We start from the raw sequence: 14,484 nt of genomic DNA, 5'->3' as shown, positions 1-14,484 counted from the left end.
TCCTTTAGTCAAAATTATTATAAAATTGTTGAATTACTCGGTCCTGAATAGTATTATCAAACTGATTATTGATAAATAGTTTAAGGTAGGTTTGATCTAAGTTAGACCAAGATGTTGCTTCATTTCCAGCCAAAATAGGATAGAAATAAACTTGGTTGTCTTGGGCAGCTTGTAAATCGCCTCTTGCATCTCCAAGAACTAATATATGATCTGGTTTATAGTGTTGTTTAAGTTGTTGAATACAATGTTTTTTAGTACCTACCTCTTGTGCGAAGATACTAGTTAAAAATGGTGTTAGATGGTGTTCAGTCCATTCAGTTTCCACCGCTTTTAAATTTGCAGATGATACAATAACAATATCAGCATCGTGATGTGCATGTTTTAAAGTTGAATGCACATTCTCAAATGCGCCTAAACTAGGTAATCGACCGATTAATTCGTTAACTCGGTTTGACCAGTCTAAAGCTAAGCGAAGTCCTTTCTTTTGTGGATGCGCTTTCATATCTTGTTCTAATTGTGGATTTGAGAATGTTGAAGTATGATCGACCCACTCTTTAATATCATGATAGCCATCAACAGTGCGACCTTGCTCATGTAGTTCTGTGAGCATTTTTTCCAGACCTTGAAATCGATTAATCCCACGTGTGATTTCATATAGGTTAAATTGGTTCCAACGCTCTAAAACTTGTTCTTTCATATCATCTAAATTCCAAATATCTAATAAGGCAGGTCCAAATGCGCGTTCATGTTTGATTGTCATTGTATCCATGCCACAACCATCTGAATCTACGCAAATAAGGTAGTCATGTTGAGGTTGAAAATTTTCTAATGAATAATTCAAGTTTTTCAATCCTTTCTGTTCGGTTTATAGTCTTAAGTGAAGGTGATCATTATGTTAAATCAACAAATCTTTGATGTATTAAAAGTACATGCTTTTGAATTATTAATGATTGATTTAAATCATTACGATTTATCAGATATAAAAAATATTAGTAATCACTTAAAGTCGCCATTTACAAATACTAAAAGTAAAAAATACAAAGTAGAGTTAAAGAAACTTTTAGAAAATATGAATAGCGATCGTATTTATCATTATGTGAATCAATTTGATGTTAATTTTTTGTTGTTTAAATACAGAAAATATAATCGGGTAGTCATACTTGGTCCATTTCTACATCAACGACCAAATGAAAAAAGATGCCACGAAATGTTACAACAAGTACAAATTAAATATTCTAAATTATCGATATTAAAACAATATTTATTACAAATACCTGTTTGCCCGTACAGTCAAGCATTGAAAATGGCACATTTAACTGTACGATATTTAAAAAATCGAAACGTACATTATAAAGTTGAGACACTTGATTTTAGCTTTCATCGTAATACAGAATCTCATGCGCAAGATAAAGAGCAATATGAGTATACATTTAACAAGATTAAAATGTGTTATGACAATGAGAATAAAATGTTAACTGCTATTCAAAATGGCAATGTCGATGAAGCACTCAACTTATTTTCTGTAATGAATGTTTCAGTTGCAGGAATTAGGCGTGTTAAAGATGATTTATTAAACCATAAATATAAAGCATATCTACTTAACACACTGTGTCGTAAAAGTATTGAAAAAGCAGATGTGAATTTACTCATCATCAATGAAATATCTGCTAATTATGCAGCTGAAATTGATGACGCTACTGATGTTGAAACTTTAGAAATTATTACGAAACGGATGATATTTGATTATGCGCAAACGGCATTAAAAGTTAAATCATTAAATTATAGTTCTAATATCAACACAGTCATTCAACATATTAAGATTAATTTGGACCATCCTATACATCTAGAAGAATTGGCTGAATTAGTAGGGTTGGCGCCATCCTATCTTTCAAGATTATTTAAACAAGAAACAGGAAAGTCTTTATCTCAATATATTATGCAACTACGTGTTGAAAAGGGACGAGATTTACTACTTAATACGCCCATGACTGTAGAAGAAATATCCAGTTATGTAGGTTTCAAGCAGCAAAGTTACTTTTCAAAATGTTTTAAAATACAGTACCAACAGTCGCCCTTAGAATATAAGAAATCTTATAGTAATGAAAAGGTGACTTAAAATAATGGATTACGATTTACTATGACCTTTACATTACATTTTAAAATTATCACTCATTTTTAGATTTCACTAGCTCAAGTCATAGAAAATTTTGAAAATGGCCCTGATTTTGAAAATTGATGTCAAAATTTTATAAAAGAGTTTAAAAAATTACAAAAAATCATGTTAAATGATACTTTTTAAGTGTAATTTGGTACATGATAACTTACGTATTACTGCGATACACTGCAAAATTGAATAGATTTTAGAAACCCTTTGATACCAACTCTTATTAAAGATTGTATGAAAGGGTTTTATTTTTTTGTCAATTCAGACCTTTTTACACTGAATTGACGTTTTTTTAATTGGAAATATAATGAAGTTGGGTTGGCGAAGAAAACAATTAAAAATAGCGAGGAGCTGAGTAAATGAAAAAAATGCAGACATTAAATCGTTTACATGATAATTATCTCGTTGCTGTTGTCAGAGGCAAAAGTAAAGCAGATGCAATTGCAGCTGTAGAACATATGATTGATGGCGGCATATATAACATTGAAATTACCTTTACGACACCACAAGCAGAAGAAGTGATTCAACATTTAAGTCAATATGTAATAGACGAAAACGTGGTCATTGGTGCAGGAACGGTGTTAGATAGTACGACTGCCCGATTAGCTATTTTAAATGGCGCAGAATATGTGGTAAGTCCTCATTTTGATCCAGAGATTGCAAAAATGTGTAATCGTTACGCCGTACCTTATTTACCTGGATGTGGTTCGGTAACAGAAATTGTTCAAGCCATGGAAACAGGTGTAGATTTAGTGAAGTTATTCCCTGGTGATTTATTAGGTGCTAACTTTATTAAAAATGTGCATGGACCTATTCCTCAAATTGAACTCATGCCATCAGGTGGTGTGTCATTAGATAATTTAGAGGATTGGTATCGTAAAGGTGCATTTGCGGTCGGTATCGGTAGTGCATTAATGAAAAATGCAAAAGATGGAAATGATTCAGTAATTAAAGAGAACACAGAAAAATTTGTCGGAAAATTCAAAACAATAAGAGGGTGATGGTATGTCATTCATCACATTTGGCGAAATTCTAATGCGTTTAAGTACACCTAATCACGAAACGTTTAATCAAGCACAATCCTTTAATATTAATTACGGTGGCGCAGAGATGAATGTGGCGATAGGATTATCAGGATTAGGTGTCAAAACGTCGATGATTAGTGCTGTACCTGATAATGATTTAGGTAATCAAATTATTCAAAATTTAAAGCGATATAATGTCAATACTGAGCATATGAGTCAAAAGGAAGGCAGATTGGGCCTATATTATATCGAAAGCGGTTATGCTCAGCGTGCAAATCGACTTATTTATGATCGTCAAATGAGTACATTTAGTCAATTTTATCATCGAGATGATGATATCAAATCAATTTTAAAAGGTCATGATTGGTTTCATATTACTGGTATCACAGCAGGATTGAATCAAGAATTATTATTATTTTTGAAAAAAGCAGTCAAAGTTGCGAAAGAATTAGGTCTATTTGTAAGTTGTGACTTGAATTTTAGAGCAGCACTATGGGACTTTGATACGGCCAGAAAAGAAATGTCAGACATATTATATGATGTGGATTTAGTTTTTGGTTATGAACCGATAGCATTGCCAGATGACAAAGGTCACGACCAAAAAGATGGATTAGATAGAATGGCAGATATTGATGTCATACGACCATATTTAACTCAAATCCATAAGAAGTACAATGTTCAATATATTGCGTTTGTACAAAGAAAAATTTTTAACCATAAAAGAAACCGCTTACAAGGATTTCTATCTACAAAGGATCAATTAGCAAAAACTGAGCCTTTGGATGTTGATATTTTGGATAGATTAGGAACTGGGGATGCATTTAGCGTAGGTGTCATTTATGGGATTATGCAGAAATGGAATTTAGAAAAAATTGTTGAATTCGGTATTTATAACATGAGCTATAAACACAATATATTTGGTGATTTTAGTTATGCAAGTCTAGAAAATATTTACGCATCTATTCAAAGTAATCGAGATATCAATAGATAGAAAGAAGGCGGGATTATGGGAGATACAGTTGAAAAAAGAGAAAAACGAAAAATGCATAAATTTAATCATATCGAAGACGCTACATTAAGTTTTAAAGAAAAGTTATCATACGGATTTGGTGACTTAGGTAACGGTATGATGTTCGATATGGGTCAGATTTATTTAATGATGTTCTTTACAGATATTCTTGGTATTTCAGCTTTTTACGGTGGTCTTGTATTTTTAGTGGCAAAGATATTTGATGCCTTTGTAGATACAGGTGTAGGGACAATCATCGATTCAAGACGAAATATCGGTCCTAAAGGGAAGTTTAAACCGTTTATCTTATACGGTACAGTTCCTTTAGCAATTGTAACGGTTTTATCATTTACAGCACCTGATTTTAGTTATACAGATAAAGTCATTTGGGCATTTGCAACATATTTATTATTTAACGCAGCGTATTCTGTAGTTAATATTCCGTATGGTTCATTATCTGCAGCTATGACTTTGAATGCGGATGATAGAACACAATTATCAGTATTTAGAAACTTAGGGTCACAAAGTGCATTATTTATAGCAGGTATTGTGGTTGTGCCAATGGTATCTCAATTTGATAATCATGCTATTGGATATCCAGTAGTCGTTGCTGGTATGGCGATACTTGGTGTCATCTTCCACTTAGTTTGCTACAAAGGTGTTAAAGAACGTCACGTTATTGAACGTCCAAAAGAAAAAGGTGTGAACCAAAAAGCATTCTTTAATTTAGTGAAGAATGAAGCATTTGCAACATTGGCTATTTTTACATTATTAACAATTATGTCTATGTTCTTAATTCAATCTTGTCAGTTGTATTATTTTAAATATGTTTTAGATAAACCTAATTTAGTAGGTCTCGTAAGTACATTAAACTTTGTTGTCTTACTACCATCTCTATATGCAACGACATTAATTAGTAAAAAAATGGGCAAAAAAGCAACTGCAATGATTGGTGTAGCAGGATTTATCGTGTTTGAAAGTGTAAACTTCTTATTCTTTAGTGAAAACTACATTATGTTTTTAGTTATCAATACAATTGCACAATTTTTCTTAGTTATTCCTAATACAGTTATTTGGGCATTTATTGCCGACGTTGTGGAATATGGTCAATGGAAATTTGGTTTACGTTCTGAAGGTATTACGTATTCAAGCTACAGCTTTACAAGAAAAGTATCTCAAGCACTTGCAGGATTTGTACCTGGTTTAGCGTTAACATTAATTGGTTACACGCCAAATGTAGAGCAAACACCAGGAACGATTGCAGGACTTAAAATTTTATTCTTTGTTGTACCAGCAGTAGCAAGCTTAATCGCACTGATTGTCTTCTTCATTTGGTATCCATTAACAGACAAACGACACAAACAAATTGTTAAAGAACTTGCACTAAGAGAAGAACTATAGAGGAGTGGAGATAACATGGCTTTTATCAATGAAAACTTTATGTTGGAAAATGAAATAGCTAAACATTTATATCACGATTTTGCGAAAGATATGCCAATTTACGATTATCACTGTCATCTAGATCCTAAACAAATTAGTGATAATGTTAAATGCGATAATATCGCTGAACTATGGTTGAGTGGTGACCATTACAAGTGGCGTGCCATGCGAGCGCAAGGTATAGAAGAAAAATACATTACTGGTGATGCAGAGCCACTTGAAAAATTCAAAAAATGGGCTGAAGCATTAGAAAATTCTATTGGGAATCCTTTATATCATTGGTCACAATTAGAATTAAAAATGTATTTCAATATTGATGATTTACTTACTAGTGATAACGCAGAAGAAATATATCATCGTGCGAATGATTATTTGAAAGAACATCAGGTTACAACTCAATCTCTTATTAGTAATTCAAATGTCAATTTGATTTGTACTACTGACAATCCAACAGATGATTTAGCTTATCATGATGCGATTAAAGCACAAGATGATTTCAAAACGGTGGTTTTACCAGCATTCCGACCTGACGATGTTTTTAAAGTAGGCGAACCTGCTTTTCTTGAATTCGTACAAAAGTTAGAACGAACAACGCACAATATTGAAAATGCAACGCAATTTGTAGAAGCGCTTAATCAACGTATTCAATATTTTCATGACAAGGGTGGCCGTTTAGCTGACCATGGTTTAGAGGAAATCCATTTTGAAAACTATACAACCCAAGAGATTGAAACAATATTTACTAAGGCGCTCAATAAAGAAGACATATCTACACATGAACAATTCCAATTCCAGACATTTATGTTGAACGCGTTAAGTAAAGCTTATTATGAGCGTGGTTGGGTAATGCAAATTCATTTCGGTGCGATTCGTAACAATAATACTAAAATGTTTGAACAAGTAGGTAGAGATGCAGGATTTGATTCTATTCGAGATCAAAATAATCTTGCTTATCACTTAAATGCTACATTAGATATGATGGAAAAAGAAAATCATTTACCGAAAACGATTTTATATAATTTAAATCCAATCTATAACGATATTGTTGGATCTACAATTGCCAATTTCCAAACTGAACCAGGTATTCAAAGTAAAGTCCAACACGGTGCTGGTTGGTGGTTTAACGATACGAAACGGGGCATGTTAAGACAAATGTCATCATTGGCAGATCAAGGTTTACTTATGCATTTTGTAGGTATGCTAACAGATTCAAGAAGTTTCATTTCATATTCAAGACATGATTACTTTAGACGCATTTTATCTACATTTATAGGTGATTTAGTAGAAAAAGGTGAAATTCCGAACGATGACCGCTTATTACAAAAAATGATTGAGAACATTTGCTACAACAATGCATATCACTATTTCAAGCTCATTAAGGAGGACTAAACGATGAAAATGTCATTTAGATGGTATGGGAAAGATGATCCCATTAGCTTAGAATATATTAAACAAATCCCAGGGATGAAAGGGATTGTTACTGCGATTTATGATGTGCCAGTGGGTGAAGTTTGGCCATTAGATAAAATTAAAGCATTAAAACAAGAAGTTGAAGATGCAGGTATGGAAATATCAGTAATCGAAAGTGTACCTGTACATGAAGATATTAAATTAGGTAAACCAACAAGGGATCAATACATTGAAAACTATTGCCAAACATTACGTAATTTAGGTGAAGCGGGTATTAAAACTGTTTGTTATAACTTTATGCCTGTGTTTGACTGGACGCGTTCTCAGTTAGATTATCGATTAGATGACGGTTCAACTTGTTTAATTTACGATGAAAATGATGTCGAAAAAATGAATCCATTAAGTGGTGAATTATCACTTCCAGGTTGGGATTCAAGCTACACGAAAGAAGACTTAAATCAATTATTCGAAGATTATAAACAAGTAGACGAAGAAAAACTATGGGAAAACTTAAACTACTTTATTCAAAAAGTCATTCCAGTAGCCGAAGAGGAAGATGTTCTGATGGCAGTCCATCCGGACGATCCACCTTGGAATATCTTTGGTCTGCCACGTATCATTACTAATAAAGATAATTTAGAACGATTTATTAACTTATATGATTCCAAGCATAATGGATTAACAATGTGTTCTGGATCATTAGGCGCTGATCGTCGAAATGACTTTGTTGAAATGTTACGTTACTTTGGTGAAAAAGGACGAGTACATTTTGTACATGCACGTAATGTTAAATTAATAGGTGACAAGTCATTCCAAGAATCTGCCCATTTATCAGAAAAAGGTTCAATCGATATGTATGAAGTAGTAAAAGCTATGTATGACTTTGGATACGAAGGCCCAATTAGACCTGACCATGGTCGAATGATTTGGGGCGAAACTGGTAAACCAGGGTATGGATTATATGATCGTGCATTAGGTGCAACATATTTAAATGGCTTATATGAAGCAGTAAGTAAAAGTAGACAATAGTTTTAAAGGGAGATGGAATTTATGGAATTGCCTTTCAATGTCGATTTATCAAATAAAGTCGTTGTGATTACTGGAGGTACTGGTGTACTTGGTAGTGCAATGTCTATGGCTTTAGCACAAAGTGGTGCTAAAGTCGCAATGATTGGAATCAGTGAAGACGCAGATGGTCTAGTAGATAAAATAGAAAAAGCAGGTGGCACTGCACGTGTGTTTTTAGGCGATGTAACTAAAAAAGCCGAAATGGAAAGAGTTAAAAAAGAAGTTAATGATGCATTTGGCAGTGTAGATATTTTAATCAATGGTGCTGGTGGAAACTCTCCTAAAGGCACAACAGATGATGAACGTTTTGAAGGTGAACTTGAGCAAGATGGTAAGACATTCTTTGATTTAGATGAAAAGAGTGTTGGTTTTGTGATGGATTTAAACTTCTTAGGTACGTTTATTCCTTCTCAAGTGTTTGCGACAGATATGTTAGACAAAGATGAAGCTACAATTATTAATATTTCATCTATGAATGCATTCACACCGTTAACTAAAATTCCAGGATACAGTGGTGCTAAAGCGGCAATCAGTAACTTTACACAATGGTTAAGTGTATATTTCTCTAAAACAAATATTAGAGTTAATGCCATTGCACCAGGATTTCTACTAACAAAACAGAATGAAGCATTACTATTGAACGAAGACGGAAGTTACACGGAACGCTCTAGAAAAATCATCAATGCTACCCCTATGGAGCGCTTCGGTAAACCGGAAGAATTAATTGGAGCATTATTATTCTTAGTAAATGAACAGGCATCTAGTTTTGTAAATGGTGTGGTATTACCAATCGATGGAGGATTTAACGCATATTCCGGTGTCTAATGATAGGAGGGAAACATTTTGTTATATCCAATATTAACTGAAACAAGACAGCTAGTTGATTTGTCAGGAACATGGAAGTTTAAATTAATCCAACATCAAGAAGCAATAGATGTTAGTCATCCGTTGGACACAGAGGACGTGATGGCGGTTCCAGGTTCGTATAATGATCAAGGTGTGATTCAGAGCATTAGACGTCATGTAGGTGAGGTCGTCTACGAAAGAACAATTGTCATTCCTAAACATCTTAACGGGGAACGTATTGTCTTACGATTTGGTTCTGTAACACATCATGCCACAGTGTATATCGATGGCCAAGAAGTCGTTACCCATTCTGGAGGTTTTCTACCTTTTGAAGCCGATATTTCCGATATTGCAACAGTAGGAACCCATCGATTAACTGTGAAAGTAAACAATGTATTAACACATAGCACATTGCCAGTGGGTAATTACAGTGAGCAAACACGAGAAGACGGGACAGTCATACCTATCAACGAGCCTAATTTTGACTTCTTTAATTATGCAGGTATTCACCGTCCTGTGAAAATTTATACGACACCTCACACATTTATTAGTGATATAGCCATTAACCCAGAATTAAAAGGGGTTGATGAGAGTATAGTTCATTATGAAGTATCGATGGTGAACGGTGGCGAAAAAGTAGACAGCGTTAAAATCACGATTCTGGATGAAAATGATCATGCAGTAGCCGAAAGCGAAGGCGCTAAAGGCGATGTAACTATTCAAAATCCTAAATTGTGGCAACCTTTAGATGCCTATTTATACAATATGAAAGTAGAATTACTCAACGATAATGAGTGTGTAGATGTTTATACAGAACGTTTCGGTATTCGATCTGTTGAAGTGAAGGATGGACAGTTTTTAATTAATGACAAACCATTTTATTTCAAAGGTTTCGGTAAACATGAAGATACGTATTATAATGGTCGAGGCTTAAACGAATCAGCTAACGTCATGGACATCAACTTAATGAAATGGATAGGTGCTAATTCATTTAGAACCTCTCATTACCCATATTCAGAAGAAATGATGCGTTTAGCAGATGAACAAGGTATTGTAGTGATAGATGAGACAACAGGTGTCGGTATACATCTTAATTTTATGGTTACCTTAGGTGGCGCAATGACACATGATACATGGAAAGAAATTGATACTCATCAAGCTCATCAAGAAGTCATCGAAGACTTGATTGCAAGAGACAAGAATCATGCATGCGTAGTCATGTGGTCAATTGCCAATGAGCCAGCGTCTAATGAAGCGGGTGCTAAAGCGTACTTTGAGCCATTTGTAAATTTAGCACGTGAAAAAGATCCACAACATCGCCCAGTGACTATCGTGACTATTTTAACGGCACAACCAGATGTATGTGAAGTTCAAGATTTAGTCGATGTGCTTTGTCTCAATAGATACTATGGTTGGTATACACAATCAGGTGATTTAGAAAGCGCTAAACAATCATTAGATAATGAGTTGGCAGAATGGTCGAAACGACAACCAAATAAGCCTATCATGTTTACAGAGTATGGTGCGGATACGCTTGCAGGTCTACATGCGATTGATGATCAAATGTTTACAGAAGAGTATCAACTGAATTATTATAAAGCCAATCATGAAATTATGGATAAATATCCACAATTCATCGGTGAGCAAACATGGAACTTTGCTGACTTTGAAACATCAAATGGTATTATCCGTGTTCAAGGTAATAAAAAAGGTATCTTCACACGAGATCGTAAGCCAAAAGCGATTGCCCATTACTTTAAAGAACGTTGGCAACATATACCTCATTTTGGTTATAAATCTTAATATTGAGATAGTTTATAATGTAAGCTAAAAGTAAATATCAGATAACGTATGGAAGAGGTCGGGACAGAAACCTGCTTTTCGGACGCCGTTAATCGGTTTCCGAGAGCACAAAAATTTATGTCTTAACCTCTTCGTTTTATATATATACATATTTAAATAAGTTATGACTGTTTCTCGTTATGGTCTTTGTGGTAAATTTGAATAGAATTTTGGTAAAATATGAATAATGAGTGAACAAGCGTGTTAATAACTATATTTCATCACCATTTATTAATTATCTAGGCATGTTTGTGATGAAAAAAGTTGCGTTATTCATTAATGAAATTGACATAGTATATCTTTATATAAATTAAAAGGAGATGAGCTAACTTATGTCTCGTATCGTATTAGCTGAAGCATATCGTACACCAATTGGCGTGTTTGGAGGCGCTTTTAAAGATATTCCTGCCTATGATTTAGGTGCTACTTTAATTAAACACATTTTAAAAACAACTCAAATTGATCCAAAAGAAATTAATGAAGTGATATTAGGTAACGTTTTACAAGCAGGTCAAGGACAAAACCCAGCTCGCATAGCATCAATTAAGGGTGGTTTACCTGAATCTGTTCCAGCATTTACAGTAAATAAAGTCTGTGGTTCAGGATTAAAATCTATTCAATTAGCGTATCAATCTATTTTAGCAGGTGACAATGACGTCGTATTAGCAGGTGGCATGGAAAGTATGTCACAATCACCGATGCTTATGAAAAATGCACGCTTCGGGTTTAAAATGGGTAACCAAGCGTTAGTTGATAGTATGGTAGCAGATGGATTAACAGATGTATTTAATGATTATCATATGGGGATTACGGCTGAAAACTTAGTTGAAAAATATAGTATTAGCCGTGAAGCACAAGATGAATTTGCTGCACAATCACAACAAAAAGCAGAAGCCGCTCAAAATAGTGGTGCTTTTGATGCGGAAATCGTTCCAGTCGAGGTACCACAACGCAAAGGAGAACCTATTGTCGTATCAGAAGACGAAGGTATTAGAAAAGGTACAACAGCTGATAAATTGAGTCACTTGAGACCTGCCTTTAAAAAGGACGGATCAGTAACAGCTGGTAATGCGTCAGGTATTAATGACGGTGCATCAATGATGTTAGTAATGACTGAAGAAAAGGCAAAAGAATTAAATATTAAACCTATCGCTATTTTAGACGGCTTTGGTACTAGTGGTGTGGATCCTTCTATTATGGGGATTGGTCCGGTTGACGCAGTGAAAAAAGCACTACAACGTACAAACCAATCTATTGAAGATATCGATGTCTTCGAACTTAATGAAGCATTTGCATCACAGGCTTTAGCAGTAAATCAAGAATTACAATTACCTGCTGAAAAGGTTAATACTAAAGGTGGTGCCATTGCTTTAGGTCATCCTATAGGTGCCTCAGGTGCACGTATATTAGTGACACTTTTACATCAATTAAACGAAGAAAAGCAATCAGGTATTGCCTCATTATGCATTGGTGGCGGACAAGGTATTGCGACAGCGGTGACACGTTATCAAGAGTAAGGGGAAAAAGAGACCTAGAAATTGTCAATTAATAAAACGAATAGTGGAGGATATAAGATGACACAAATAAATAAATTAATCGATTCTCAACAACCTGGAACAGTTTTAAAGATGACAGCCAAAGAAGGTAAAGGTGAAGAGTTATTTAATCTAACAAATAAGATGCACTACGACGGAGATCCAGATGGCCCAATAGATTGGATATTGTGTAAAGATGATCATAACCCCAATATTTTGTGGGCATTCGAATTTTATAGAGACGATGCCTCATTCAAACGTCATTTCGATAATCCAGTTATAGATGAAGGTCATGATAAAGTTATTGAGCTTTTAGATGATGTGCCAACAAGAGTTGTAGTATATCCAGAATATTCAGGTAAGCAAAGCGAAAAAAATTCAGATTTATTGATTGATTCCCTACAACCTGGAACAGTTTTAAAGATGACAGCCAAAGAAGGAAAAGGTGAAGAGTTATTTAATTTAACAAATAAGATGCACTACAACGGAGATCCAGACGGCCCAATAGATTGGGTATTGTGTAGAGCCGTTGATGATCCAGATGTATTATGGGCATTTGAATTTTATAAAGACGATGCTTCATTTAAACGTCATTTTGATAATCCAGTTATAGACGAAGGACATGACAAAGTCATCGAATTGTTAGCGGATATGCCAATGAGAGTAGAAGTTCATGCTATGTATTCTAGTAAAAAAGTATAAACAATAGATTGAGGTTACAAATTATGAATATTGTTTTTAGAATTGCATCATAGCAAATCATTAAAGTATTATTTTTTATATGCATCACAACGTACAATTTCAAATTGTACGTTGTTTTTTTCGAAATCATACATCTTTTGGAAGGTAGAAGTAAATAATAAAATATGAAAGTAATGATATGAATATAATGTTTAAAATCCAGTTTAAATAAAAAATAAATAGATACTTATATTGGAATAAGTACTTATAAAAAATGAATATCGATTTAGAAATTGGACAATCATTGTTCAGTAAGTTATACTTTTACAACATTGTTTGCAAAATTTCAATTTTAGAACACTAAATTTAAAATTGAAATTATTTTAAGAATAAAATGAATTCGTATATACATTTTATAATTTTAATGTTATACTCACCATAGTTTGTTTGGTAAAAAATCTTGTTTTTTTAGCCTATGTATACCTGTTCAGTATACATAGGTTTTTTTATGTGTATTATGTTGAATAACAACATAAATACACACCCCACTAGATAGTAGGGTGTGTTTATTACATCTTTTCATCTCTCAATTATGATAAATGAATATAGTTATAAGATTTAGCTTGGCTTGCTGAAATGGTACGAGTGTCTGTTACAAATGGTCCTCCCGAATAGTTCATTTCTGAAACAGTTACTGAACCATCACTACTGACGCTTTCTACACATGCCACATGACCATAACTACCTTCAGATGTTTGTAAAATAGCACCTTTTTCAGGCGTATGATTCACAGTATAGCCATCTGATTGTGCTGCACTTGCCCAATTGTTTGCATTACCCCACGTAGTACTGATTTTGCCTCCGACTCTATCGTAAACGTACCATGTACATTGCCCAGCAGTGTATAAGTTACCAGATGTAGATGATGTCGTTTTTTTAGACGTAGATTGCGTAGTAGATGAATGACTTGATGATGAACTTGAAGAATTTAAGCTACTTGAACTATTACTTGTAGTTGTATTGTTATTTTGTTTGAATGATTGTTGTTTAAATTGTGGCTGTTTATAACCACTAGATTGATGATTAAATTGTGGATGCCATTGCCCATTCATTTGATTATAATTTTGGTTGTCTTGATGGCTAAATTGTCCATTAAATCCTCTGGGGCTTTGTTGGTGAAATGGCCCTTGTTGTTGAGGTGCTTGATGATGATTATATTCTGTAGCATCTGCATGATTGTCATTTATCCCAAATAATGACACGCCAATACCAGCAGTTAGGGTTGAAATTGTAGCGATTTTTTTCATAATAAAACGTCCTCCCAAAAGTTGTATGTCTACCATAGATTGAAGTAGCGAAAGGCAGCATACATCACCGTTTTTTATTTAAAAATTTCGTTGCGAACAACGATAAGCTACACTCTAACAGAACAATTGATAATGATGGTCAATGTTACGATTTCGT

12 protein-coding genes are annotated in these 14,484 nt (G+C 34.1%); 10 read left to right on the top strand and 2 right to left on the bottom strand.

All coding sequences use genetic code 11. The features are described 5' to 3' along the window. Positions 1-4: 4 nt before the first annotated feature. A complete protein-coding gene (locus P7F85_RS11940) occupies positions 5-841 on the bottom strand; it encodes an HAD family hydrolase (RefSeq protein ID WP_015365412.1) in 837 nt (278 codons plus the stop codon). A 51-nt stretch (positions 842-892) separates the two neighbouring features. On the opposite strand from P7F85_RS11940, the gene P7F85_RS11935 reads away from it, so the two are divergent. The 10 genes from P7F85_RS11935 (at position 893) to P7F85_RS11890 (ending at position 13,041) form a co-directional block, all read left to right on the top strand. Continuing rightward, a complete protein-coding gene (locus P7F85_RS11935) occupies positions 893-2,116 on the top strand; it encodes an AraC family transcriptional regulator (RefSeq protein WP_002466334.1) in 1,224 nt (407 codons plus the stop codon). 407 nt (positions 2,117-2,523) lie between these two features. Beyond that, complete coding sequence (locus tag P7F85_RS11930) at positions 2,524-3,165, top strand: bifunctional 2-keto-4-hydroxyglutarate aldolase/2-keto-3-deoxy-6-phosphogluconate aldolase (RefSeq protein ID WP_002466311.1); 642 nt, start codon at positions 2,524-2,526, stop codon at positions 3,163-3,165. A 4-nt stretch (positions 3,166-3,169) separates the two neighbouring features. Continuing rightward, on the top strand, positions 3,170-4,180 hold the full coding sequence (locus P7F85_RS11925; RefSeq protein WP_002466324.1) for a sugar kinase: 1,011 nt from the start codon (positions 3,170-3,172) through the stop codon (positions 4,178-4,180). 15 nt (positions 4,181-4,195) lie between these two features. Then, positions 4,196-5,599 (top strand): glycoside-pentoside-hexuronide (GPH):cation symporter, encoded by a 1,404-nt coding sequence (locus P7F85_RS11920; protein ID WP_046464474.1) that lies wholly within the window; start codon positions 4,196-4,198, stop codon positions 5,597-5,599. A gap of 15 nt (positions 5,600-5,614) precedes the next feature. Beyond that, complete coding sequence (gene uxaC, locus P7F85_RS11915) at positions 5,615-7,027, top strand: glucuronate isomerase (protein WP_002466319.1); 1,413 nt, start codon at positions 5,615-5,617, stop codon at positions 7,025-7,027. A gap of 3 nt (positions 7,028-7,030) precedes the next feature. Further along, entirely contained in the window at positions 7,031-8,077 is a 1,047-nt protein-coding gene (uxuA, locus tag P7F85_RS11910) for a mannonate dehydratase (protein WP_002466344.1), read from the top strand. Between the two features lie 21 nt (positions 8,078-8,098). Next, positions 8,099-8,941, top strand: coding sequence for an SDR family oxidoreductase (locus P7F85_RS11905; RefSeq protein ID WP_002466329.1), 843 nt, complete (start codon positions 8,099-8,101; stop codon positions 8,939-8,941). An 18-nt stretch (positions 8,942-8,959) separates the two neighbouring features. Then, positions 8,960-10,765 carry a beta-glucuronidase gene (gene uidA, locus P7F85_RS11900; RefSeq protein WP_015365409.1) on the top strand — a complete coding sequence of 602 codons (1,806 nt, stop codon included), beginning with the start codon at positions 8,960-8,962 and terminating at the stop codon, positions 10,763-10,765. A 371-nt stretch (positions 10,766-11,136) separates the two neighbouring features. Next, a complete protein-coding gene (locus P7F85_RS11895; RefSeq protein ID WP_002466316.1) occupies positions 11,137-12,321 on the top strand; it encodes an acetyl-CoA C-acetyltransferase in 1,185 nt (394 codons plus the stop codon). A gap of 57 nt (positions 12,322-12,378) precedes the next feature. Continuing rightward, positions 12,379-13,041 (top strand): putative quinol monooxygenase, encoded by a 663-nt coding sequence (locus P7F85_RS11890; RefSeq protein ID WP_019235755.1) that lies wholly within the window; start codon positions 12,379-12,381, stop codon positions 13,039-13,041. A 569-nt stretch (positions 13,042-13,610) separates the two neighbouring features. Here P7F85_RS11890 and P7F85_RS11885 read toward each other — a convergent pair. Then, positions 13,611-14,327 (bottom strand): CHAP domain-containing protein, encoded by a 717-nt coding sequence (locus P7F85_RS11885; protein ID WP_002466540.1) that lies wholly within the window; start codon positions 14,325-14,327, stop codon positions 13,611-13,613. Positions 14,328-14,484 lie beyond the last annotated feature (157 nt).

The sequence above is a fragment of the Staphylococcus sp. aM genome, from assembly GCF_052975125.1.
This window is presented reverse-complemented; position numbering and strand designations above follow the sequence as displayed.